The 24069-nt window shown below is 74.3% G+C and carries 22 protein-coding genes; 13 read left to right on the forward strand and 9 right to left on the reverse strand.

Translation table 11 applies throughout. The annotated features are described in order from the left end of the window. Window positions 1-54 precede the first annotated feature (54 nt). On the reverse strand, window positions 55-738 hold the full coding sequence (locus tag OG906_RS15810) for a GDSL-type esterase/lipase family protein (protein WP_329443431.1): 684 nt from the start codon (window positions 736-738) through the stop codon (window positions 55-57). Between the two features lie 76 nt (window positions 739-814). Here OG906_RS15810 and OG906_RS15815 point away from each other — a divergent pair, with 76 nt between their 5' ends. Next, complete coding sequence (locus OG906_RS15815; protein ID WP_329443433.1) at window positions 815-1831, forward strand: WD40 repeat domain-containing protein; 1017 nt, start codon at window positions 815-817, stop codon at window positions 1829-1831. 220 nt (window positions 1832-2051) lie between these two features. Here the strand turns inward: OG906_RS15815 and OG906_RS15820 are convergent, their stop codons facing one another. After that, window positions 2052-2960, reverse strand: a complete 909-nt coding sequence (locus OG906_RS15820) for a DUF3027 domain-containing protein (RefSeq protein WP_329443435.1) — start codon at window positions 2958-2960, stop codon at window positions 2052-2054. Between the two features lie 334 nt (window positions 2961-3294). Here OG906_RS15820 and OG906_RS15825 point away from each other — a divergent pair, with 334 nt between their 5' ends. From OG906_RS15825 to OG906_RS15840, 4 genes are all read left to right on the forward strand, one after another. Further along, a complete protein-coding gene (locus tag OG906_RS15825) occupies window positions 3295-4674 on the forward strand; it encodes an MFS transporter (RefSeq protein WP_443067382.1) in 1380 nt (459 codons plus the stop codon). A 116-nt stretch (window positions 4675-4790) separates the two neighbouring features. Then, complete coding sequence (locus tag OG906_RS15830) at window positions 4791-5285, forward strand: DUF2771 domain-containing protein (protein ID WP_267799082.1); 495 nt, start codon at window positions 4791-4793, stop codon at window positions 5283-5285. A 103-nt stretch (window positions 5286-5388) separates the two neighbouring features. After that, on the forward strand, window positions 5389-6120 hold the full coding sequence (locus OG906_RS15835; RefSeq protein ID WP_267799083.1) for a futalosine hydrolase: 732 nt from the start codon (window positions 5389-5391) through the stop codon (window positions 6118-6120). Further along, on the forward strand, window positions 6104-6958 hold the full coding sequence (locus tag OG906_RS15840; RefSeq protein ID WP_329443440.1) for a 1,4-dihydroxy-6-naphthoate synthase: 855 nt from the start codon (window positions 6104-6106) through the stop codon (window positions 6956-6958). The genes OG906_RS15835 and OG906_RS15840 overlap by 17 nt, the downstream gene beginning before the upstream one ends. A gap of 79 nt (window positions 6959-7037) precedes the next feature. Here the strand turns inward: OG906_RS15840 and OG906_RS15845 are convergent, their stop codons facing one another. Then, window positions 7038-7421, reverse strand: a complete 384-nt coding sequence (locus OG906_RS15845; protein ID WP_053681072.1) for a cold-shock protein — start codon at window positions 7419-7421, stop codon at window positions 7038-7040. A 176-nt stretch (window positions 7422-7597) separates the two neighbouring features. Here OG906_RS15845 and OG906_RS15850 point away from each other — a divergent pair, with 176 nt between their 5' ends. Beyond that, window positions 7598-7858: a hypothetical protein gene (locus tag OG906_RS15850; protein ID WP_053681074.1), complete on the forward strand. Its 261-nt coding sequence runs from the start codon at window positions 7598-7600 to the stop codon at window positions 7856-7858. A gap of 90 nt (window positions 7859-7948) precedes the next feature. Here the strand turns inward: OG906_RS15850 and OG906_RS15855 are convergent, their stop codons facing one another. Together OG906_RS15855 and OG906_RS15860 are read right to left on the reverse strand one after the other, a co-directional pair. Further along, window positions 7949-8602 (reverse strand): HAD family hydrolase, encoded by a 654-nt coding sequence (locus OG906_RS15855; protein ID WP_267799085.1) that lies wholly within the window; start codon window positions 8600-8602, stop codon window positions 7949-7951. Between the two features lie 101 nt (window positions 8603-8703). Then, entirely contained in the window at window positions 8704-9723 is a 1020-nt protein-coding gene (locus OG906_RS15860; RefSeq protein WP_329443444.1) for a hypothetical protein, read from the reverse strand. Window positions 9724-9853: 130 nt separating this feature from the next. Between OG906_RS15860 and OG906_RS15865 the strand changes: the two genes are divergently transcribed. The 4 genes from OG906_RS15865 to OG906_RS15880 all read left to right on the forward strand — a co-directional run bounded on the left by OG906_RS15865 (window position 9854) and on the right by OG906_RS15880 (window position 15456). Further along, on the forward strand, window positions 9854-12310 hold the full coding sequence (locus OG906_RS15865; protein ID WP_329443446.1) for a helicase C-terminal domain-containing protein: 2457 nt from the start codon (window positions 9854-9856) through the stop codon (window positions 12308-12310). A gap of 179 nt (window positions 12311-12489) precedes the next feature. Continuing rightward, window positions 12490-13155, forward strand: a complete 666-nt coding sequence (locus OG906_RS15870) for an HAD family hydrolase (protein WP_329443448.1) — start codon at window positions 12490-12492, stop codon at window positions 13153-13155. 318 nt (window positions 13156-13473) lie between these two features. Next, complete coding sequence (locus OG906_RS15875; protein ID WP_267799094.1) at window positions 13474-15117, forward strand: DNA repair helicase XPB; 1644 nt, start codon at window positions 13474-13476, stop codon at window positions 15115-15117. 57 nt (window positions 15118-15174) lie between these two features. After that, window positions 15175-15456 carry a type II toxin-antitoxin system RelE family toxin gene (locus OG906_RS15880; RefSeq protein ID WP_053681095.1) on the forward strand — a complete coding sequence of 94 codons (282 nt, stop codon included), beginning with the start codon at window positions 15175-15177 and terminating at the stop codon, window positions 15454-15456. On the opposite strand, the gene OG906_RS15885 is transcribed toward OG906_RS15880, so the two are convergent. Beyond that, window positions 15358-16275, reverse strand: coding sequence for a glycosyltransferase family 87 protein (locus OG906_RS15885; RefSeq protein ID WP_329443451.1), 918 nt, complete (start codon window positions 16273-16275; stop codon window positions 15358-15360). The genes OG906_RS15880 and OG906_RS15885 overlap by 99 nt on opposite strands. 130 nt (window positions 16276-16405) lie before the next feature. Next, complete coding sequence (locus OG906_RS15890) at window positions 16406-16591, reverse strand: hypothetical protein (RefSeq protein WP_329443453.1); 186 nt, start codon at window positions 16589-16591, stop codon at window positions 16406-16408. Window positions 16592-16914: 323 nt separating this feature from the next. Here OG906_RS15890 and OG906_RS15895 point away from each other — a divergent pair, with 323 nt between their 5' ends. Beyond that, a complete protein-coding gene (locus OG906_RS15895; RefSeq protein WP_443067383.1) occupies window positions 16915-19041 on the forward strand; it encodes a HelD family protein in 2127 nt (708 codons plus the stop codon). Between the two features lie 143 nt (window positions 19042-19184). On the opposite strand, the gene OG906_RS15900 is transcribed toward OG906_RS15895, so the two are convergent. After that, window positions 19185-19871, reverse strand: a complete 687-nt coding sequence (locus OG906_RS15900; RefSeq protein ID WP_329443455.1) for a copper homeostasis protein CutC — start codon at window positions 19869-19871, stop codon at window positions 19185-19187. Window positions 19872-20013: 142 nt separating this feature from the next. Between OG906_RS15900 and OG906_RS15905 the strand changes: the two genes are divergently transcribed. Together OG906_RS15905 and OG906_RS15910 are read left to right on the forward strand one after the other, a co-directional pair. Then, entirely contained in the window at window positions 20014-20700 is a 687-nt protein-coding gene (locus tag OG906_RS15905) for an HD domain-containing protein (RefSeq protein WP_329443457.1), read from the forward strand. Between the two features lie 95 nt (window positions 20701-20795). Then, window positions 20796-22028: a Cmx/CmrA family chloramphenicol efflux MFS transporter gene (locus tag OG906_RS15910; RefSeq protein WP_329443459.1), complete on the forward strand. Its 1233-nt coding sequence runs from the start codon at window positions 20796-20798 to the stop codon at window positions 22026-22028. 224 nt (window positions 22029-22252) lie between these two features. Here OG906_RS15910 and OG906_RS15915 read toward each other — a convergent pair whose 3' ends face one another. Continuing rightward, entirely contained in the window at window positions 22253-23974 is a 1722-nt protein-coding gene (locus OG906_RS15915) for an FG-GAP repeat domain-containing protein (protein ID WP_329443460.1), read from the reverse strand. Window positions 23975-24069 lie beyond the last annotated feature (95 nt).

Here is a 24069-nt window from a genome sequence, read left to right on the forward strand (position 1 = left end):
ACCACCCAACTGCCTGGAGTGCGCTCCAGGCAAGCCCCCCTCGTGAAGGGCGTGTTACAGGCCCCGGTAGGGGCCGCCGATGCCCCACGCCTGGTGCAGCACCGCGGCGAACTCCCCCGCCAGCCGGTGCTCGCCCGAGGCGTTGGGGTGCGTGCCGTCGTAGGTGTCGCGGTGGATGTCGTACGCCTGCGGGCGGGCGGCCAGCAGGATCGGCGAGGCGTCGGTGGACAGGTCGGCGACCGCCTTCGCCAGCAGCTCGTTGAACCGCGCGACCTCGGCGGCGAACGGCGCGTCCGACTCGGCGCGGACGTTGGGGATGACGGGCAGCAGGACCATCCGGACGCGGGAGTGGGCGGCGCGGGCCCGCGCGACGAAGCGGCGCACGTTGTCGGCGGTCTGCTCGGCCTTCGTGTAGAAGCCGAGGTCTATGAGACCGAGCGAGACCAGCAGCACGTCGGCCCGGCCCTCGCGGACGGCCGGCCCGATGAGCGGGGCCATGTGCTGCCACCCCTCGCCCCAACCGGCCAGGTGGCGGCGGGCGGGCGCGGGGAAGCCCGGGTCGGCGTACTCGTGGCTGGTGGGCCCGTCGGTGAGGGAGTCGTACACCTCGCCGCGCGGGCCGACGATCGCGTACGGCCCGCCCATGGTGGCGTTCAGGTGCTGCCACATCCGGTAGCGCCAGGTGTAGTCGCCGGCGCGTCCGATGGTCATGGAGTCGCCGACGAACATGAAACGCATCCGGTCATCATCGCGGATCACACGACAGGTACCCCTGTGATGCCGGACACGCGGCGCGGGCCGGCAGGCTTGGGGGATGCGCCTGCTGCCGACGTTGACCGCCTGCTCCGCCGCCCTCGTCCTCGCCGTGTCGGCGGGACCGGCCGCGGCGGCCGACACCCCCTCCGGGTTCACGATCGCCGACCCCCGGATCAAGGAGTCCAGCGGGCTGACGGCCAGCCGGATCCACCCGGGCGTGTACTGGACGCACAACGACAGCGACGACGGTCCGTACGTGTACGCCGTGGACTCCGCGAGCGGGAAGACCGTGGCCCGGGTGACCCTCACCGGGATCGGTCGGCCGCGCGACGTCGAGGCCATCTCGCTGGGGCCGGACGGGCAGCTGTACGTCGGCGACATCGGGGACAACAAGGGCGGTACCTGGGACCACGTGTGGATCTACCGCTTCCCCGAGCCGAAGGTGCTGGCCGACGCGACGGTCAGGGCCGAGCAGTTCACGGTGACGTACGCCGACGGGCCGCGGAACGCGGAGGCCCTGATGGTGCATCCGGTGACGGGGCGGGTGTACATCGCGAGCAAGGACGAGGACAAGGGCGGCCTGTACGAGGGGCCGGGCCGGCTGACCGCCGGTGGGCCGAACGTGTTCCGGCGGGTCGCGGACCTGCCGTGGGTGACGGACGGGGCGTTCTCCCCGGACGGCGGCGCGCTGACGCTGCGCGGGTACTTCTTCGCGCGGACGTGGGCGTGGAAGGACGGACGGCCGGTGGGCTCCGGCGAGGGGGTGGCCGCGCCGTGGCAGGGCCAGGCGGAGTCGGTGACGTACACGGCCGACGGGTCGGCGCTGATGTTCGGCGCGGAGGGCGCGGGCAGCCGGGTGGTGGCGGTACCGGTGCCGGCGCGGGCGGGCGCCGCCCCGGCTCCCTCCGGCGGCACCCGGGCGCCGGCCCGACCCGGATCGCCGGCCGCGGCGACGCAGGCGCAGGACCCGCAGGACAAGGGCAGCTTCGCGAAGGGCGCCCTGGTGCTGGCGGGCGGGACGGTGCTGCTCCTGGCGGGACGGCGGCTGGTGCGCCGCCGGACGCCCAAGGCCTGACGCCCGGCCCGGATCCGACGGCGATGCGGACGCGGGCCTGACGGCTCGTACGGCACGAGTCTGACGGTCCGCGCCTCGCGAGCCTGACGGTCCGTACCGCGCGGGGCAACGCCCGGCCGCCGCCGCACCGTTCGACACGTCCGACCGGGCGACGCGCTCACCCGACCGGGCGAACGGCCGTCTCGCGCGGGGCCGGGTCGCCGGGGCGGGGGCCGACCCGTCAGGAGTGGCCGAGGTCCGCGGGGGTGAGGTCGCCGCTCGGCACCGAGCCGGTGTCGCGGGACGGCCGCAGGGGGAACTCGTCCGAGGCCATCGAGTCCAGCACCGGCGGCGCGGGACGCAGCGGCTTCGGCATGACCGCGGCCTCCGAGTGGCCGCCACAGCCGTAGGACAGGGAGACCAGCCGGCCGTCCGCGGGACCGAACTCGTTCGCGCAGACGCCGAAGGCCTGGCCCAGCGAGCCGCCGATCGCGACGAGGAACCCGCACGACACACAGGAGGCGGGCGCCGCCTGGGCCATCGGGGTCTTCGCGCCGAACGCCTCGTCCCAGCGGTCCGCCGCGCTGTGCAGGCCGTAACGGGACAGCACCCGGGCCCGCCGCATGCCCAGTTCCTCGGCGACCGAGGTGATGGAACCGCGCACCGGCACGACGGTGCGGTCGGTGACGTCCGCGTCCTCGGCCTCGACCAGTTCGGCCATCTCGGTGGACACGACCGAGTTCGGCGGCGGCGCGTCCTCGCCCGACCAGCCGGACTCCAGCCGCAGGTCCTCGGCATCGGTGGGCAGCAGGTCCCCGGGACCCATGTCCCCGGGCCGCAGCCGCTCGCTCCACGGCACCCACTCGGGTGCCAGCAGGGCGTCGTCGCCGGGAAGCAGCACCGTTTCGTCGAGGGTGACGTTCTTCGCACGGGAGGCCCGGGTCACGGTGACGGCCCAGCGCCAACCGCGGTAGCCGGGGTCCTTGCACTCGAAGAGGTGCGTGACGACCCGGTCGCCCTCGGCGACGACCGAGAGGTGCTCGCCCACCACTCCGGGGGCGGCGGCTTCCTCGGCCGCCGCGCGGGCGAGGTCTACCGCCTCGGCGCACAGGCGGTCGGGGGTACGGCTTCGCGTCGTCGCAGCACTCACAGGTCTCGTTCTCTCCTACGCCGTCTCACGAGTGCGCCGTCCGTACTGTCGTCCACAACGACCCGTCGGCTGTCCCTACGTAGCGCGGGCGGAGCGGACCAGAGGGCCGCGTCGACGTCCACGCCCGATCGGGTCCGGGCGCACCTACCTGCGATCCATTCTGCGGGATCACGAAGAGGCGCGCGGCCAGAGCAACCGCCGGTGGCGCGCTACGCACGCTACCTCCTCCGAAGCCTTCGGCCCACATGCAAGGTCCGATTCGCGGACAACCCAAGACCGGCCACGGGGTCCGAAACGCGCCGGGGGCCGTCCGGGAGGCGTCCGAGGGGGCCGAGTGGGGCACTATTGGCCCGTGGCACCCGTACGGTCGTCCGACGACGGCTCGGGACCGGCCAGGCGGGCCGGCCGGGCTGTCGGGCGCGCCCTGCACCTGCCCATCACCGGCACGGCACGCGGGATCCGGCGGGCCACGCACGCCCACGGGGCCGGCGAGTCGGGGCTCGGCCGACTCATCGAACTCCACGCCATCAACGGCGCCGGCGACGTGATGATCACCGTGGCGCTGGCCTCGACGGTGTTCTTCTCCGTCCCCACGGACGAGGCGCGCGGCCGGGTGGCGCTCTACCTCGCCATCACCATGGCCCCCTTCACCCTGCTGGCCCCCGTCATCGGTCCGCTGTTGGACCGACTGCCGCACGGTCGGCGCGCCGCGATGGCCGCGGCGATGCTGGCCCGGGCCCTGCTCGCGGTGATGATGTCCGGCGCGGTGGCCACCGGCGGACTGGAGCTGTACCCGGCGGCCTTGGGCGTCCTCGTCGCGTCGAAGGCGTACGGGGTGGTCCGCAGCGCCGTGGTGCCCCGACTGCTCCCGCCGAAGTTCTCCCTCGTCAAGGCGAACTCCCGGGTCACGCTGGCCGGCCTGCTCGCCACCGGGGCCGCCGCGCCGGTCGCGGCCGGACTCCACACGATCGGGCCGCCCTGGCCGCTGTACGGGGCCTGCGCCATCTTCATCTGGGGGACCTTCGCCGCGTTCACGCTGCCGCACAAGGTCGACGAGGCCAAGGGCGAACGCCGCGCCCGGCTGTCCACGCACGAGGCGCACTCGCGCAAGCCCGGTCTGCGGACCGTGAGCCGTCCGGTGCTGTGCGGGCTGATGGCCAACGCGGCGATGCGCGGACTGTCCGGGTTCCTGATCTTCTTCCTGGCGTTCCTGCTGCGCGACCACCCGCTCGCCGGCCAGAGCGCGGCCGTGTCGCTGGGCATCGTGGGCATCGCGGCCGGCCTGGGCAACGCGGTCGGCACGGCGGTGGGCGCGTGGCTGCGCGCCCGGGCGCCGGAGACCATCATCGCGGCGGTGCTGTCGCTGACCCTGGGGGTCTCCGTGCTGGCGGCCGTCTTCGTCAGCGGGCTGTTCATGGCGGTGCTGGCGGCCACGGCGGGCTTCTGCCAGGCCCTGGCGAAGCTGTCGCTGGACGCGATGATCCAGCGGGACGTCCCGGAGGCGGTGCGCACCTCGGCCTTCGCACGCTCGGAGACCCTGTTGCAGATGGCGTGGGTGCTGGGCGGCGCGATCGGGATCGCGCTCCCGCTGAACGGGGTACTGGGCATGGCCGTCGCGGCGGCCATCGTCGCGGCCGGCACCACGATGGCCCTGCGCGGCGTCCTCACCTCCCCGCGCCGGCCCCAGGGTTCCGCGCGGGCCCGGGTGGCGTAGTCGCCGGGCGCGCCGACCGCCGGGGCGGCGCCGTCCGGGCCGGCGGCGGAGCCACGCGCACCGCCGGAGGACCCCCGTGCGGCGACGAGGCCGGGCGGCCCGATAGCCTTCGGCTCATGACCGCACCGCTTTTCTCGGGTAGGGCCCGCCGCAGCGTCGCGGCCCTCGGAGCCGTGTCCGCCGGCCTCCTCCTCCTGTCCGCCTGCGACAAGCCGACGCCGCTCGCGACGGTGACCGTCGGCACGTCCTCGGTGTCCGCCGAGGCCGCCTGCCAGAACGACGGCAAGGAACTCTCCGTGGACAAGGTCCAGGAGTGCCTCACCAACGTGAAGGAAGCCAAGACCGTCGAGTACGGCCGCGGCGACACGCTGCGCCTCGGTGTCGAGCCCGAGGTCGTCGAGGACGGCAAGCAGTGGCAGGCCCTCCTGGACGGCCAGCCCATCACCGAGCCCTCCTCGAACACCTACCGCAGCTTCAGCGGCGCCGACGTCTTCGCGACGGGCGGCCAGGGCGAGGCGCCCACGTCGAAGATGCTCGGCTTCGTCCAGGTGGGCGACGGCGGCAAGCCGCTCGCCGTCTGGGCGTTCAAGCTCAAGCTCAAGTCCAACTAGTGCCGCGACCGGAAAGGTTCACCGTGTCACGGCGCCCGGCACGGCACACCTTTCCGGCCACAGCACTGGCGGCTCCACGCAGTACTCGGCGAAGGGCAGCAGGGTGCGCGCGCTCATCGTGACCGCCGTGGCCGCGGAGGCAGACTCCGTGGTCGCCGGTCTCACCCCTCATCCGGACCCGGCCACGCCGGACCCGCGCACCCTGTCCCGCGGCGGCTACCTCGTCACCCGCCGCGACCTGCCCGGCCTCGCCGTCGACGTGCTCGTCGGCGGTGTCGGCCCGGCCGCCGCCGCGGCCGCCACGGCCACCGCGCTCGCGCTGGCCGACTACACGCTCGTCGTCTCCGCCGGCATCGGCGGCGGGTTCGCGCCCGCCGCCCCGCTCGGCACGCTCGTCGTCGCCGACGCGGTGGTGGCCGCCGACCTGGGCGCCGACACACCCGACGGGTACCTGTCCGTCGACGCGCTCGGCTTCGGCCGGAGCGCGCACCTGCCGCCCGCCGAACTCGCCGCCCGCGCCGCCGAGGCGACCGGGGCGCTGCTCGCACCCGTCCTCACCGTCTCCACCGTCACCGGCACCGCCGCGCGGGCCGCCGAACTCGCCGCCCGGCACCCGCTCGCGGGCGCGGAGGCCATGGAGGGCTTCGGGGTGGCGGAGGCGGCCGCCGCGCACGGGTTGCCGGTGCTGGAGATCCGCGCCGTGTCCAACGCGGTCGGCCCCCGTGACCGCGACGCCTGGCGGATCGGGGACGCGCTGGCCGCGCTGGGCGACGGCTTCCGCGCGCTGGGACCCGTACTCGCCCACTGGGGAGGACAGCATGAACAGCACAGGTGAGCCGCTCCGCATCGCCTATTCGCCGTGCCCGAACGACACGTTCGTCTTCGACGCCTGGGCGCACGGCCGGGTCCCCGGGGCGCCCGCACTGGACGTCACCTTCGCCGACATCGACATCACCAACGGCATGGCCGAGCGCGGCGAGCTGGACGTGCTGAAGGTGTCGTACGCCGTGCTGCCCTGGGTGTTGGAGGAGTACGCGCTGCTTCCCTGCGGCGGGGCGCTGGGGCGCGGCTGCGGCCCGCTGGTCCTCACCCGTGAACCCGGGGTGGACCTGACCGGCAGGACCGTCGCCGTGCCGAGCGAACGGTCCACCGCCTACCTGTTGTTCCGGCTCTGGGCGGCGGACGTGCTGCCCGAGGGGGTCGGCAAGGTGGTCGTGCTGCCGTTCCACGAGATCATGCCCGCGGTGCGCGACGGCCGGGTGGACGCCGGACTGGTCATCCACGAGGCCCGGTTCACCTATCAGGACTACGGGCTGCACCGCCTGGCCGACATGGGCGAGCACTGGGAGTCCACCACCGGCCTGCCGATCCCGCTCGGGGCGATCATCGCCAGGCGCTCGCTGGGCGAGGACACGCTGCGCGCGCTCGCCGACGCGGCCCGCACGTCGGTCCGGATGGCGTGGGAGGACCCCGAGGCGTCCCGTCCGTACGTGCGCGCCCACGCGCAGGAGCTGGACCCGAAGGTCGCCGACCAGCACATCGGGCTGTACGTCAACGAGTTCACCGCCGACCTCGGTGACGCCGGGTACGCGGCCGTCCGCGGGCTGCTGACCAGGGCCGCGGCCGAGGGGCTGGTTCCGGCCATCGGGCCGGACGCGCTGGCCTTCCCCTAGCCGCGAGAGGTACCGAATCGACCGCGCCCCGCCGCTCTTTCGAGTGGCGGGGCGCGGTCGTGCGCGGAGTCGGCGGGGGTCAGACGTCGAGTTGGTCGGCGACCGCCCGCAGCAGGCCGGCGATCTTCCCGCCGTGCACCTTGTCGGGGTAGCGGCCGCGTTCCAGCATCGGGGTGATGTTCTCCAGCAGGGTCGTCAGGTCCTGCACGATCGAGGCCAGCTCGTCCGGCTTGCGGCGCTGAGCGGCCGCGACCGAAGGCGTCGGGTCCAGCACGGTCACCGAAAGTGCCTGGTCACCGCGTTGCCCCGCGACGACACCGAACTCGACCCGCTGGCCCGGCTTGAGGGCGTCCACCCCGGCAGGCAGCACCGACGAGTGGACGAAGACGTCGCCGCCGTCGTCGCGGGAGAGAAAGCCGAAGCCCTTCTCACTGTTGAACCACTTGACCTTGCCGGTAGGCACGTCCGTCCTCTGTCCTTGTGCTCGTCGGGTCCGGGACACCGCGTGGGCGGTTCCGGATAGCAGCGTGGCGGGTCCCCTGACCCGCCACCTCCAGGCTAGTGCTCCGGAATCCGGAGACAAGTCGTTCCCCGGTCCTTCGCGCTCCGCCGCTTCGGCCAGGGAACTACCCTGGTGGGGTGACTGTTACTCCTCATCCCGACGACGACGCGGCCCGGCCCGGCGACGGACTGGTCAAGGCCGGCGGCATCGTGTTCATCGCCGGCGCCGTCGCCACGCTCGCGACGATGGCCCCGCTGTTCCTCGACACCGACCCGTTCCCCTCGTACGCGTGGGCCGTCTGCATGCTGATGGGCGTCGGCTTCGCCATCTCGGCCGCGGGCGTGCTCCGCTCGGCCGCGGCGCAGCGCAAGGCGGCCCGGGCCTCCCAGGCCGCCTGACGGCGCGGGTGCGTCCCGGCTCCGGGGAGCCGGTCGCTCGCGCCGCGTCCCGCGTCGGACCCCGGGGTGCGGGTGCGTTCCGGCGTCGGCTCAGACCTCGCGCGTGCGGACGTACTCCTTGAGCCACTGCGGCAGCGCGGTGAGGTCGGCGAGCACCACGTCGGCGCCCGCCGCGCGCAGTTCCGGCTCCGGGCAGGGGCCGGTGGGCACGGTCACCGAGACCGCGCCGGCCGCGCGGGCACCGCGTACGTCGCCCACGTGGTCGCCGACGTAGACCTGCGCGCCGTACTCGCGCAGGGCGACCGCCTTCGCCTCGGCCCACAGCCAACCGACGACCGCGTCCGGCTCGATGCCCAGGTGCCTGAGGTGCAGGACGGCGTTCGGCTGGTGCTTCGCCGTGACCACGATCGCGCGGCCGCCGAGCGCCTGGACGGCCTCGATGGCCTCGCGGGCGCCGGGCATCGCCGGGGTGGGCTCGATGGCGTGTGTGGGATAGATCTCCCGGTAGCGGTCGGCCATCGCGGGGATCTCCGCCGCCGGGAACCAGTTCGCGAGCTCCTCGTCCAGCGGCGGACCGAGCCGTGTGACCGCCTGGTCCGCGTCGATGAACGTACCGGTCTCGGCCGAGAGTGCCTGGTAGGCGGCCTTGATGCCGGGGCGCGAGTCGATGAGGGTCATGTCGAGGTCGAAGCCGACCGTCAGGAGGTCGGCGGCGGGCGCGGTGGACGTGGTCTCGGAGCTCATGCCGCCATTGTGCCGAGCCGGACCACGCGGGCGGGAACGTGGGCCGGGGCCCGCCTTGCCGGTCCGTGAACAGCGGTCCGGCAGGATCCGAAAGAGCCGGCCTAGCGGCGGCGCGCCCGCCATGCCAGGTAGAGCGCGGAGGCGACGCCCGCGATCCGGGCCAGCCACGGCCACATGTCCTGGAACACCCCGGACATCTGGTCGCCGGCCAACGCGTCGCCCCACCGGCCGTCGCCGCGGCCCCACAGCCACACCACCGCCCCGGCGAAGACCGCGCCGGGCACGCCGAACACCACCGCCTTGCGCTCGGTCGGCCCCAGCACCCGCGAGGCGTACGCGAGGAGCCAGCCGCCCAGGAGCAGCAGCCAGTAGCCGGTCACCGCGCCGACGACGAGCACCAGCGCGGCGAGCAGCAGGAAGGCGTGCGGTTTGGGGCGGGCGACGGCGACCGCCTCGGCGGCCGGGGCCGGCTCGGCCGCCGCCGCCTTGCGCTTCTCCCTGCGGTCGCGCAGGAAGCGCACGAGGGTCCGCGTGCGGGACTCGGGCGGTCCGGGCGGCTGCTTGGAATGCGGCGCCGCGCCCGCCGGGGCCTCGTCCTCCTCCGGGTCCTTGAAGAGGTCCGGGACCTCGATCCCGCCCGCGAAGCCCTCGACCTGCGGCCCCCCGAACCCGCCCGGTCCGCCCGGGGACAGCCGCCACCAGTCGGGCTCGGCGTCGCCCCCGTCCCCGAGTTCTTCGAGCCCGGCCAGGTGCGGCGGCACGTTCTCGGCGGGGCGCGGCGGCGGGGCGGCCTTGCGGCGCAGCCCCGTGCGCTGCGTGGGTACGGCGGGCGCCGGTTCCGGGGCGGGATCGGGGCGCGCGGCGGCTGCGGAGGACGCGGACGCCGGCCGGCTCAGGGTGCCCAGCGTGTCCAGCACCTCCTCCGGCGTGCCGATCCGCTCCAGGATGCGCCGGACCGCCGCCGGGGTCTCCGGTTCGTACTTGGCGCGCCGACGGTCGATCTCGTCCCGCAACCCCGACACCAGCCGCATCCGGTCACCCGACGGCAGCTGTCGCCGCTGCGCCAAGTCCCCGACCCGGCTGAGATATTCGTAGACCAGTTGGTCGCTCTCGATGCCCACGCCCCGACTCCTCCCGTCCCGTCTGTCCCGAAGGTAGCGCGTGCGCCCGTGGAGCCGGCGCGGGCGCAGCGGATACCGTTGACCGGATGGGGACCGGCCGACGACCGGCCGACGTGACCAGGAGGCGACAGTGCCCGAGCCAAGCAACGCCGCGGGAGCTGCCGGAACCGCGGCGAGCGCCCCGCGCTCCCTCGCCGAGGCGCTGCGCGCCCGCGACGACGTGGCGCTCACCGCGCTGCTGCACGCCCGCCCGGACCTGCTGAACCCGGTGCCGGGCGACGTGACCCAGTTGGCCACCCGGGCCGGTACCCGGGCGTCGGTGGTGCGCGCCCTGGACCGCCTGGACCGGTTCGCCCTCCAGACGGCGGAGGCCCTCGCGGTCGCCCCGGACCCCTGCCCGTACCCGGTGCTGGAGGCGCTGCTGACCGGCGACACCGGGAGCGCCTGCGCCGAGGACAACGGAGCCCGCGCCGCCCTCCCCCGGGCCCTGGGGACCTTGCGCGACCAGGCCCTGGTGTGGGGCGACCACGAGCGGCTGCGGTTGGTGCGCACCGCCCGGGAACTGCTCGCCCCGGCCGCCGGCAGACCGTCCCCGACCGGGCTGGGCCCGACGGTCGCCGAGGCCACCGCGGGGATGTCCCCGACCCGGGTGCAGGAGATCGTGGCGGCCGCCGGGCTGCCCGCCACCCACGACCCGGTGTCGGCGGTGACCGCGCTGACCGGGCTGTTCACCGACCCGGAGCGAATGTCGGCGCTGCTCGACGAGGCGCCGGCGGAGGCCCACCAGGTGTTGGGGCGGCTCGTGTGGGGACCGCCGTACGGCGAGGTGACCCCGAACCCGACGCCGCCGGTGCGCTGGCTGCGCGACCGCGGGCTGCTGCTGCCCTCCTCGGCGCGGACCGTGGTGCTGCCCCGCGAGGTGGCGCTGTACCTGCGGGGCGGGCTCGCGCACCGCGTGACGGAGCCGGTGGCGCCCGCGGTGTCCGCGCACCGCGAGCACCGTCCACAGCTTGTGGACGCGAACGCGGCGGGGCAGGCGCTCGCCGCGCTGTCGACCGTCGAGGAGCTGGTGAAGTCCTGGGAGCACGCCGGTCCGGCGGTGCTGCGGGCCGGCGGGCTGTCCGTACGGGACCTCAAGCGGGCGGCGTCGACCCTGGACACCACCGAGACCTCGGCAGCGTTCTGGATCGAACTCGCCTACGCGGCAGGGCTTTTGGCAAGCGACGGCGAGGCCGACGAGCGGTACGCGCCCACCCCCGCCTTCGACGATTGGTGCGAACTCCCGCCCGCGGAACGCTGGTCGACGCTCGCGCGGGCCTGGCTGCCCGCGACCCGCACCTCCGCCCTCGTCGGCGAACAGGACGGCAAGGGCCGCACCCTGGCGGCCCTCGGCCCGGACCTCGACCGGTCCGCCGCAGCGGAGGTCCGCCGCCGGGTCCTCGACCTGCTCGCCGAACTGCCCGAGGGCGGTTCCGCCGACCCGGACACCCTCTTCGCCCGGCTCGCCTGGGAACGCCCGGTGCGCGGTACGAGCGATCTGCGCGCCCGCCTCGCGCACTGGACCCTGACCGAGGCCGAGGTCCTCGGCGTCACCGGCCGCGGCGCGCTGGCCGCCTTCGGCCGGGCCCTGCTGGAACACCGCGACCCGGCGCCGCTGCTCGCCCCGCTGCTGCCCGAGCCGGTGGACCACGTCCTGCTCCAGGCCGACCTGACGGCGGTGGCCCCCGGGCCGCTGCGCCGCGGGATCGGCGACGTCCTGGCCACGCTGGCCGACGTGGAGTCCAAGGGCGGGGCGACGGTGTACCGCTTCACCCCCGGTTCGGTACGCAGGGCCCTGGACTCCGGGCACACCGCCGTCGACCTGCACGCCTTCCTCGCCGAGCACAGCCGCACCCCGGTCCCGCAGCCGCTGGCGTACCTGATCGACGACGTGGCGCGGCGGCACGGGCACCTGCGCGTGGGCGCCGCCTCCTCGTACGTGCGCTGCGACGACGACGCCATGCTGGGCGAGATCCTCGCCGACAAGCGCTCCGCCGGACTGGGGCTGCGCCGGCTCGCGCCCACGGTGCTGGCCGCGCAGGCCGACCCGACGGTCCTGCTCGACGGGTTGCGGGCGATGGGCTACGCCCCGGCCGCCGAATCCCGTACCGGCGACGTGCTCGTCGCCCGGGCCGACGCGCACCGCACCCCGGCGCGTTCGGCGCCGACCCCGGTGCCGGACGGGCCGCCGGTCCCGGACGCGACCCTGCTCGGGGCGGCCGTACGGGCGATCCGCGCGGGCGACCTGGCGGCGACGGCGGTCCGCAAGGAACCCGCCCCGGCCGCGGGCATCCCCGGCGCCCCGGGCGAACTCCCGCGCACGAGCGCGGCGGAGACCCTGGCGACGGTGCAGGCGGCCGCGCTGACGGGGTCGGCGGTGTGGATCGGGTACGTCAACGCGGAGGGCGCGGCGAGTCAGCGCGTCATCGCCCCGGTGCGGGTGGAGGGCGGCTTCGTCACCGGCTACGACCACACGGCCGACGAGGTGCGGACGTACGCGCTGCACCGGATCACGGGCGTCGCGGAACTGGCGGAGGACCAGGTCTAGGACCGGCCGGGACCGCTGCCGCCGTCGTCGCGGCCGCTCGGGCCGTTCCGGCCCCCGTCGGCCCCCGGCCGCTCTGGCCGTTCTGGCGGTTCCGGCCGTTCTGGCGGTTCCGGCGGTTCTGGCGGTTCCGGCGGTTCTGGCGGTTCCGGCGGTTCCGGCCCTTCTGGCATGATCCACCGGTGACCAGCGCAGCCCCCACACCCCTTCCCGCCTCCCGTCACGTCCTGTTCGACGTGGACGGCACCCTGATCAACGCCGTCGCCAACCAGCGCCGGGTCTGGGCGACCTGGGCCGCGCGGTACGGACTGGACGCCGACGAGGTCCACGCGGTGGCCCTGCGAACCCGCCCGATGGAGACCTTCGCGGCCGTCGCCCCCGACCACGACCCGCACGCGTGCCTGGCCGCGCTGCACGAGTTGGAGGACGAGGACGTCCGGTCCGGGGTCTACGCGGCCTTCGACGGCGCGGCCGAGCTGTTGACCGCCCTGCCCCCGGGCAGTTGGGGGCTGGTGACCTCCAACTACGAGCACCGGGTGCGCGGCCGCTTCGACCGGACGGGCCTGCCGGTCCCGCCGGTGCTCGTGGACGCCGCCTCCGTCACCGAGGGCAAACCCTCCCCCGCCCCGTACCTGTTGGGGGCCCGCCGGCTCGGCGCGGCGCCGGCCCGGTGCCTGGTCGTGGAGGACGCCGAGTCGGGCATCCGGTCGGGGCTGCGGGCCGGCATGACCGTCTGGTCCGTCAACGCCCCCGACCCGGCGGCCGGCGCCCACCGCCACTTCCCCACGCTCCGCGAGGCCGCCCCCGCCATCCTCGCCTTCGTCACCTCCACCCCTCCCGCCCGCTGACGGCCGCCGCCCACCTGGAGGTCGTCAGCCCCTCCCGGGCCGATCCGCGGGCCCTGGAGTCCGGCGCCCGCGCCCTGCTCGCCGCGCTCGACGCCTGAGCGACACCGGACACCCCCGCCGGACGAACCCGCCCGACACACCCCGCCGGACACCCCCACCGGCCGCCCCCGCCCGGTCCGGAGTCCGCGATGCCGGGCGCGCTCGCGGGCCACGTCCCGGTCCGTCGGCCCCAGAACCACCCCGCCCGCGGGGCGATGCGGCAGACTGGAGGTTTGGCCGTCCGCGTTCGGGCGGTCGCCACCACCGGAAGGGACCTCTGTGAACGGGCCTCTCATCGTCCAGAGCGACAAGACACTCCTTCTTGAGGTCGACCACGAGCTCGCCGGAGCCGCGCGCCGGGCCATCGCCCCGTTCGCCGAGCTGGAGCGGGCCCCCGAGCACATCCACACCTACCGGATCACCCCGCTCGGGCTGTGGAACGCCCGCGCCGCGGGGCACGACGCCGAGCAGGTCGTCGACGCGCTCGTGGAGTTCTCCCGCTACCCCGTCCCCCACGCCCTGCTCGTCGACGTCGCCGAGACCATGGCCCGCTACGGCCGGCTCACCCTCTCCAAGCACCCGGTCCACGGTCTGGTCCTCACCAGCACCGACCGGCCCGTGCTGGAGGAGATCCTGCGGTCCAAGCGGATCATCCCGCTCGTCGGCGCCCGGCTCGACCCGGACACCGTGGCGGTCCACCCCTCCGAGCGCGGGCAGATCAAGCAGACCCTGCTCAAGCTGGGATGGCCGGCCGAGGACCTCGCCGGGTACGTCGACGGCGAGGCGCACCAGATCGACCTGGTCGAGGACGGCTGGGCCCTGCGCCCGTACCAGCAGCAGGCCGTCGAGGGCTTCTGGCACGGCGGCTCCGGCGTGGTCGTGCTGCCCTGTGGTGCCGGCAAGACGCTGGTCGGCGCCGGTGCCATGGCGATGGCCAAGGCGACCACGCTGATCCTGGTCACGAACACCGTCTCCGCCCGTCAGTGGAAGCACGAGCTGATCAAGCGGACGACCCTGACGGAGGAGGAGATCGGCGAGTACTCCGGCACCCGCAAGGAGATCCGTCCCGTCACGATCGCCACGTACCAGGTGCTGACGACGAAGCGGAAGGGCGTCTACCCGCACCTGGAGCTCTTCGACTCCCGGGACTGGGGCCTGATCCTCTACGACGAGGTGCACCTGCTGCCCGCGCCGGTCTTCAAGTTCACCGCCGACCTCCAGGCCCGCCGTCGCCTCGGACTGACGGCGACGCTGGTGCGCGAGGACGGGCGCGAGTCCGACGTGTTCTCGCTGATCGGGCCCAAGCGGTTCGACGCGCCCTGGAAGGAGATCGAGGCGCAGGGCTACATCGCCCCGGCGGACTGCGTCGAGGTGCGCGTCAACCTCACCGACTCCGAGCGGCTCGCGTACGCGACCGCCGAGACGGAGGAGAAGTACCGCTTCTGCGCGACGACGGCCACGAAGCGGAAGGTCACCGAGGCGCTGGTGCGCAAGCACCAGGGCGAGCAGACGCTGGTCATCGGGCAGTACATCGACCAGCTCGACGAACTCGGCGAGCACCTGGACGCGCCCGTCATCAAGGGCGAGACCTCCAACGCGCAGCGCGAGAAGCTCTTCAACGCCTTCCGCGAGGGCGAGATCAGCGTCCTCGTCGTCTCCAAGGTCGCGAACTTCTCCATCGACCTGCCCGAGGCGACGGTCGCCATCCAGGTGTCCGGGACCTTCGGCTCCCGGCAGGAGGAGGCACAGCGCCTCGGCCGCGTGCTGCGCCCGAAGGCGGACGGCCACGAGGCGCGCTTCTACTCGGTCGTCGCCCGCGACACGATCGACCAGGACTTCGCCGCGCACCGCCAGCGCTTCCTCGCCGAACAGGGCTACGCGTACCGGATCATGGACGCCGACGAGCTCCTGACCAACGACTGAGGGGGGTCGGGGCGGGGCACTACGCTGGAAGTGACCCGCCCGGCAAGGGAGAGACGCATGGCGCACCAGGAGATCTACGAAGTCCTCTTCACGGAGTCGGCGGGCCGCGACCGGGACCGGCTGGACCCACCGCGCCGGGCGTCCTTCGACAAGGCGCTCGACATCCTGGCGCGTGACCCTTACACGGAGTTGTCCCGGCCGATAGGCGCGGGCGAACAGGACCGTGAGATCCGGCTGACGTCACAGATCGTGGCGGAGTACATGGTGTCGCGCGGGCGTCTGCTGCTCGTGGTGCTGCGGGTCTTCGACGACGCGGACATCCTCCTCCCCGAAGGCTGATCTCGGGCAGGGCACCCGCTCCTGCGCCTCGCCCGGCATCTCGCCCGGCATCTCGTCGTGGGCCCGGGCGCGGCGGGCGAGGTGCTCCCGGTGGGCCAGGCGGACCGTACGCGCGAGGTACGCCAGCAGCGGGACGCACCACACCCACAGGGGCGGCCAGTCCGGCAGCAGGGCCCGGCCGGTCGCGGAAAGGACCCGGGTCCAGAACTCGGCGGAGGCCTGAGGGAACACGAGCAGGCCCAGCAGGGCGGTACCGGCGAACGCGGCCAGAGCCGTCAGGCCGGTCCGGACGCGGCCCGCCAGCAGCAGGTACGCGATGAAGACCGCCGGGGTCAGGGTGATCCCCGCAGCGGTGCCCAACGCGAACCCCCGGCCCAGCGCGGCGCGGGGGCGGCTCAGGTCCCAGACGGCGAGGCAGGCCAGCGCCAGGTTGATCTGACCGGGCAGCGGGGCCTGGAACAGCGGCTCCAGCCACAGCCCGGCGATGGTCGCGGCCAACACCGGACCCGGCCGTGCGCGCAGTCCCGCGAGACGGCACGACAACAGGATCAGCAGGGCGAGCAGCCCGGCGCTGCCGAGGAGGAGCACGGCCCTCAGCACACCGGTCGGCAGCCAGGCGGCCGGCGTGAACAGGATCGCCGCGAACGGCGGATAGGCGGCCGGCGGATGCCACTCGGCGGCGGAGAAACCGCGTGCGAGCGCGTCGGCCATGGGGACGCGCAAGGCGATGCAGAGCACACCCAGCGCGAGCAGCGAGCCCGTCACCAGCACGCCGGCGAGGGACGACGGCAGGCGGTCGGGGGCGGGACTCCGGGTCACGAAGCGTGACCCTAGTGGATCAGCGGTGGGCCGCAGTCGGATCAGGCCACGGCCCCGGTACGGGCGAGCCGTCGGAACCGGGCCGAGGGGACGGGGTACGCGGATGCGCCGGCGAGGCGCGGCGCCCTCGTCAGCGGCGTATGACGCCCGCGTCCTCGGCGTACTCGCCCAGGACGACGACGCTCACCGCGGTGGCGACGAAGACCTTGGCGGCGCGCAGGAGGCTGCCGACGCCGAGGCGCGGACGGGAATCGGAAGTGGCGGTGGCCCCGCTCGGGAGGCCGCCCCGGATCGGTGTGAAGGTTGCGGTGCTCATGTATCCATGATGCGTTTTCTCCCCGGATGTCACATCGGCCGCGGGACGGAATCACCAGGGCGTACGGGTCCTCCTCAAGGCGCAGGTCACCCCTGAGTCCCCCTACCCGAGGTCTGACACACGCGGGTATGACACCCGGACGGGCGCCGGACCGCGAGGAACCTCCACCCCGCGAAACCCGTTCGCGCACCACCCCGACCATGACTAGAATCTCCGCTCTTGCCGCCTCCCGCCGCACCGGGGAGAGCCGCCCGCCGCACGGAAACCGGCGGGCATCTGTCCGTTCCGATCGCCGCAGATGATCAGTAGCTGGAGGCAGTCCCGTGCCCGCGCACGCCCCCGAGCCCGCCACCGTCACCGTCACCGCAACCGGCGGGGCCCCCGTCGAAACCGACCCCGCGCACCCCCTCGCCCGCGAACAGGCACACCTCGCCGCCTCCCGCTCCGCGCTCCGCGCGATGCGCGCGGACGTGGAGTCCCTCGACATCCGCGACGTCACCGCGAACTGGGTCAACGCGATCGTCCTCCAGGCCCAGATCGACGACCGGGTCAAAGCCCTCGCCGACCTCGCGCACACCCCGCTCTTCTTCGGCCGCCTCGACTACCTGCACGCGCCGGGCGCCGAACTCGCCGAGGGCGCGGAGGGCGAGCAGTTCTACATCGGCCGCCGGCACGTCCACGACGCCGACGGCGACCCGATGGTGATCGACTGGCGCGCGCCCGTCTCCCAACCGTTCTACCGGGCCTCCAAGGCCGACCCGCAGGACATCGCGCTGCGCCGCCGCTTCGGGTACACCGGCGGCTCGTTGACCGCGTACGAGGACGAGCACCTCTCCGACCCGGCCGAGGGGGCCGCCGTCAGCCGACTGCTCCAGCAGGAGATCGAGCGGCCGCGCGTGGGCCCCATGCGGGACATCGTCGCCACGATCCAGCCCGAGCAGGACGAGATCGTCCGCTCCGGCCTGTCCGGCTCCGTGTGCGTGCAGGGCGGTCCCGGCACCGGGAAGACGGCCGTCGGCCTGCACCGTGTCGCGTACCTCCTGTACGCGCACCGCGACCGGCTCGCCCGCACCGGCACGCTCGTCATCGGCCCGAACCGGTCCTTCCTGCACTACATCGAGCAGGTGCTCCCGGCCCTGGGCGAGCTGGAGGTCAAGCAGGGCACCGTCGACGACCTCGTCTCGCGGGACGGCCTGGAGGTGCGCGGCACCGACAGCGCGGCCACCGCCGTGGTCAAGGGCGACGCCCGGATGGCGTCGGTGCTGCGCCACGCGGTCCACTCCCACGTCAGCCACCCCGAGGAGCCGCTGATGGTGGTCCGCGGCTCGCGCCGGTGGCGGGTGCCGGCGTACGAGCTCACGGAGATCGTCGAGGAGCTCCAGAAGCGGGAGATCCGCTACGGCGCCGCCCGCGACGCGCTCCCCCAGCGCATCGCGCACGCGATCCTCGTACGGATGGAGCAGGCGGGCGAGGCCCCGGACGACCGGGTGCAGGACGCGGTGGCCCGGAACGCGGCCGTCAAGGCGGCGGTGAAGGCGATCTGGCCGCTGGTCGAGCCGGCGCGACTGGTGCTGCGGCTGCTCTCCGACCCGGGGTTCCTCGCGGAGCACGCCGCCGGGATCCTGTCGGAGGAGGAGCAGGAGCTGCTGCTGTGGTCGAAGCCGTACCGCAGCGTGAAGTCGGCGAAGTGGTCGGCGGCCGACCTGGTCCTGATCGACGAGGCGGCCGACCTGGTGGAGCGCACGCACTCGCTCGGCCACGTCGTGCTCGACGAGGCCCAGGACCTGTCGCCGATGCAGTACCGGGCGGTCGGACGGCGCTGCACGACCGGATCGGCGACCGTGCTCGGCGACCTGGCGCAGGGCACCACCCCGTGGGCCACGCGCAGTTGGGACGAGGCGCTGACCCACCTGGGCAAGCCGGAGGCGGTGCTGGAGGAGCTGACGGCGGGCTTCCGCGTGCCGCGCGAGGTGATCGCGTACGCCTCGCGGCTGCTGCCGGCGATCTCCCCCGGCCTGGCCCCCGTCTCCTCCGTCCGCGAGACCCCCGGCTCCCTGCTGATCGAGGAGACCGCCGACCCCGCCGACCTCACGGCCGCCGTCCTCGACGCCTGCCGCGCCTCCTTCGCGCACGAGGGCTCCATCGGCCTGATCGCGGCGGACGACCGCGTCCCGGAGCTCGCGGAGGCCCTGCGGGCGGCGGACATGCCGTACCTGGATCCCGGTGAGGAGACCACGGCGCAGTCCCGGTTGACGCTGGTGCCGGCGTCGCTGGCGAAGGGCCTGGAGTACGACTACGTGGTCCTGGACGAGCCGGGAGCCGTCGTCTCCGGCGAACCGGACGAGCGGACGGGGCTGCGGCGGCTGTACGTGTGCCTGACCCGCGCGGTCTCCGGACTCCGGGTGATCCACACGACCGGCGCCCTCCCGGAGGCCCTGACCGCTCCGTGACGGGCCCTCCCGGGGGCACGGGGACCTCGGCGCGCGGGCCACGGGACCAGGGACCGGGGCGCGTGCCCGGCCACGGGACCGGGCCACGGGGCCAGGGACCGGGGCGCGTGCCGATGGACCGCCCCCGGCCCGGGTCGCCGCGGTCAGCCCAGCGCCGTGCGCCACTCCGCGACCGCCGCCGGGGAGACCGGCCGGTCCCACCCGGAGGGACGGGCCGCACCGCCGATGTGGAAGGCGTCGACGCCCGCCTCGCGGAGCACCGGCAGGTGGGCCAGGGTGAGACCGCCGCCGACCAGGATGCGCGCCCCGTAGCCCGGCTCGCCGCCGCGCGCGGCCTCCGCCAGGAGCGTCGGCAGGCCCGCGTCGACGCCCGTCGCCGAACCCGCGGTGAGGTAGGTGTCCAGGCCCGGCAGATCGGCGAGCTCCTTGCGCAGGTGGTCCCGGTCGGCCGCCCGGTCGATGGCCCGGTGGAAGGTCCACGGGCAGCCGTCCAGCTCCGAGACGACCGCTTCCACGGTCGCGAGGTCGGGGCTGCCGTCCGGGTTCAGGAAGCCGAGGACGAACTCCCGGGCCCCTTCGGCCCGCAGCGCCCGCGCCTGCTCGACGAGGAGGTCGACCGGTCCGGCCGCGAAGCCGTCCGTGCGGCGGATCATCACGCGCAGCGGGATGTCGACCGCCGCCCGGATCGCCGCGAAGGTCTCGCGCGGCGGCGTGAGCCCGTCGGCGGCCATGTCGGTGACCAGCTCCAGTCGGTCCGCCCCACCGGCCTGGGCGGCGATCGCGTCCTCAGCGTCGAGGGCGATCACCTCCAGGAGCGCACGGTTGCTCATTCGATTCCATCCATCCTTCGGAGAACTGCCCGTATGTGACCCGTATGCGACCCAGATGAAAAATAGGTCTAGTCCAATATCCAGGGTACGGGCCTCGGCCCGCGCTTCACCAGCACAATCACGCCACCCGCACAATGTGCGCATGACCCCTGACCCGGCGCACGACACCGCGCCGCCCGACACCGCCCCGCTCCGCGCCCGCTGGCAGGCCACCGTCACCGCCGCCGGTGCGGCGCCCGACGCGGACCCCGGCCCGTACGCGAAGCGCCTCCTCGCGGCCTGGGCGGAGCCCCAGCGGCGCTACCACACCACCGCGCACCTGGCGGCCGTCCTCGCGCGGATCGACGTCCTCGCACCGCACGCGCGCGACCTCGCCGCCGTGGAGCTCGCGGCGTGGTTCCACGACGCCGTCTACCGCCCGGACCGCTCCGAGAACGAGGAGCGCAGCGCCGTCCTCGCCGAGCGCGCCCTGCCCGAGCTGGGCATCGACGCCGACCGCACCGCCTCCGTCGCCCGCCTGGTCCGGCTCACCGTCACCCACGACCCGGCCCCCGGGGACGCCGACGGCGAGGTCCTCTGTGACGCCGATCTCGCCGTCCTGGCCGGGGAGCCCGACGCGTACGCCGCGTACGTCGCCGCCGTGCGCGCCGAGTACGGGTTCGTGCCGGACGACGCCTTCCGCGAGGGCCGGGCCGCCGTCCTGCGCCAGTTGCTGGGCCTGCCCCGGCTCTTTCGCACCCCGTACGGCGCCGCGCACTGGGAGGCGCCGGCCCGCCGCAACCTGGCCGCCGAGCTGGCCACCCTCACCGACCTCGGCGACCCGGGCTGAGAGGGGCCGACGGGAGGCCGACGGGGCGCCGGGGAATGCGAGCACGTTCGCGGTGGTTTGTGACTGGCATGCCCGCAGACTCCACACGATCCCGCATGCCCGTCGCCGTCTATGTCCTCGGCCTCTCCGTCTTCGCCCTCGGGACCAGCGAATTCATGCTCTCCGGGCTCCTGCCACCCATCGCCGAGGACATGGGCGTCAGCATCCCGCAGGCGGGTCTGCTCATATCCGCCTTCGCGATCGGCATGGTCATCGGGGCGCCGCTGCTGGCCGTCGCCACGCTGCGACTGCCGCGCCGCACCACCCTCGTCTCCCTGATCAGCCTCTTCGGGCTCGGCCAGGTCGCGGGCGCGCTGGCCCCCTCGTACGAGCTCCTCTTCGCCTCCCGGGTGGTCTCCGCCCTCGCCTGCGCCGGCTTCTGGGCCGTCGGCGCGGCCGTCGCCATCGCCATGGTCGACAAGGACCAGCGGGCCCGCGCGATGGCCGTCATGATCGGCGGCCTGTCCATCGCCAACGTCCTCGGCGTGCCCGCCGGCGCCTTCCTCGGGGAGACCCTGGGCTGGCGCTCCGCGTTCTGGTCGGTCGGCGCCGCCTCCGCGGTCGCCCTCGTCGGCATCCTGACGCTGATCCCGAAGATCCCGCTGCCCGCCGAGAAGCCGCGGATCAAGAGCGAGCTGCGGATCTACCGGGACCGCCAGGTGTGGCTGTCCATCGGCATGACCGCCCTCGCCGCCGGCGGCGTCTTCTGCGCGTTCAGCTACCTGTCGCCGCTGCTCACGGACGTGGCCGGGCTGGACTCCGGGTGGGTGCCGTGGATCCTGGGCCTCTTCGGGCTGGGCGCGCTGATCGGCACCACCATCGGCGGGCGGGTCGCCGACGCGCACCTGTTCGGCGTGCTGATCTGGGGCATCACCGCCTCGACGGTCTTCCTGACGGCCCTGGCCCTGCTGGCCTCCGTGCAGGTGGCGGCGATCGCGCTGTCGTTCCTGCTCGGCGTCTCGGCGTTCTTCACGGCCCCGGCCCTGAACGCCCGCATGTTCAACATCGCGGGCGCCGCCCCCACCCTGGCGGGCGCCACCACCACCGCCGCGTTCAACCTCGGCAACACCGGGGGCCCCTGGCTCGGCGGCACCGTCATCGACGCCGGACTCGGCTTCTCCGCCACGGCCTGGGCGGGCGCGGCGATGACGATCACCGCGATCGGGCTGGCCGTGGCCGCCCTGCGGCTGGACCGGCGCGACGGCGGGGGCACGCCGGTCCGCGCGTCCCGGGTCGTCGCGTCCGCCGCCGCCGGCGTCACCGAACGGCAGCCGGCCCGGACCCACTGAGGCCGCACGGCCCCGGACAGCGAGACGGCCCCCGCCCACGAGGGGCGGGGGCCGTCTCACGCTCTTTCCGGGGCCGCTTCGACCTCTCGGGGTCGCCTCGACCTCTCGGGGTCGCCTCGACCTCTCGGGGTCGCCTCGACCTCTCGGGGTCGCCTCGACCTCTCGGGGTCGCCTCGACCTCTCGGGGTCGCTTCGACCTCTTCGGGGCGCTTCGACCTCTCGGCCTAGAACAGCAGGTTGAACGTCTGCCAGCCGGTGCCGATCTTCACGCGCGACGCGTACGGCTTCGCCGCGACGCCGGTGCCCGCGTAGGACCAGAGCCCACCCGCTGCGTCCCGCGCGACCAGGTCGGCCTTGCCGTCCGAGTTCAGGTCGCCCGGGGCCAGCACGGTGTTGTAGATCTGCCAGCCGGTGCCGATCTCGGCCCGGGGGCCGAAGGGCGTCGCGCCGACACCCGTGCCCGGGTACAGCCACAGCTTGCCCGCCGTGTCCCGCGCCAGCAGGTCGGGCCTGCCGTCGCCGGTCGCGTCGGTTCCACCGACCAGCGAGTTGAAGATGTTCCAGCCCGCGCCCATCTTCACCCGGTTGCCGAACGGCGCCGCGGTGTTGCCCGTGCCCGGGTACAGCCACATCGTGCCCGCGGTGTCCCGCGCCAGCAGGTCCGCGTTCTTGTCGCCGGTCAGGTCCGAGGCGCCCGTCAGCGAGTTGAAGGCGTTCCAGCCCGCGCCGAGCTTCAGCCGGTCCTTGAAGATGCCGCCGTCACCGGACATCCGGTAGAACCACAGCACGCCGGCCTTGTCCCGGGCCACCGCGCCCGGACCGGTGCTCTGCACGGTCAGCGGACCCAGCCGGGTGATCGCCGAGTACCGGTTCCAGTCCGGGGCGCCACCGACCAGCTCGGACGAGGCGAACGGCTGCGCGCCCTTGCCCGTGCCCCGGTAGTCGTACAGATCGCCGTCCGCGCTGCGGCCCACGACCCGGAAGCGCTCGGACACCGGGATCGAGCTGCCGATCGTGAAGTCCGCCGCCTTCTCCGGGTTGCCCGTGCCGAAGGTGTACACCTCGTAGACGGCGGTGTTGCGCAGCCGCCACGCCGGCGCGCCGGCCGCGGCCTTCAGCCCGTAGGTGACCGTGTAGTCGCCGGGCTTGGTGATGTCGCAGCGGATCTCGTTGCCCCAGCCGGGCTCGCCGAGCGAGTGGTCGCACTCCGCGCCCGCCGCGCCGCCCGCGCCGACCCCGTCGACGCTGACCTTCAGCTCGCCCTCGTCCCAGCGCCGGAAGCCCGGGGCCGCGCTCAGGCTCATCTGGAGCCGGCCCTTGTCGACCGCGTGCAGCTTCACGGTGTGCTGTACCGAGCCGCCGGCCGGCAGCTGCGGGGTCGTCAGCGTCATGGTGTTCTGCGCGACCTGCGCCTTGGTCTTGGCCGTGATCGTCGCGTGCGCCCGGCGCGGACCGATGGGCTTCGAGCCGGCGGTCTGCGCCTCCTTGATGCCCGCGTCGACGCTCGCGCCGCGCGGCACGTAGACGAGGCTGTAGTAGGCGGTCGTGCCGTTCGCCGCGGTGCTCGCCGCCGAGACCTCGGGGGCCGGGTTGTTCCAGCTCTTCAGGTCGCACAGGTAGACACCGGCGATCCCGGCCTTCGGCGTGCAGGCGTCCGTCGGGTCTACCTTCAGCCCGGCCGGCGCCCCGCCGCCGGACCAGCCGGCGTCCGTGAGCGGCTTCTTGCTCAGCGCGTACACGTACGTGCCGTCGGGCTCACCGGAGTTCTGTCCGCCGGTGGACGGCGGCGACAGCCAGGTCCAACCCTCGCCCGGCATGAGGACCTTGTCCCGGATGTCGTAGAACTCGAACGTCGGATCCCCGGCCGCCACGGCCGTCCCCGCCCCCACGACGCCACCGGTGACGAGCAGCGTCGCCGCGATCCCGGCGCCCAAAAATCTTCGCAAAGTTCCCCCCAAGAGATTGGTTGATCGGCGGACGGTAACACGCCGCGCCGACAGCCGGTCCGCCCGGGGTTCCCAGGGGCCCGCAAGGGATCCGT

This window comes from Streptomyces sp. NBC_01426 (genome assembly GCF_036231985.1).
GTDB lineage: Bacteria > Actinomycetota > Actinomycetes > Streptomycetales > Streptomycetaceae > Streptomyces.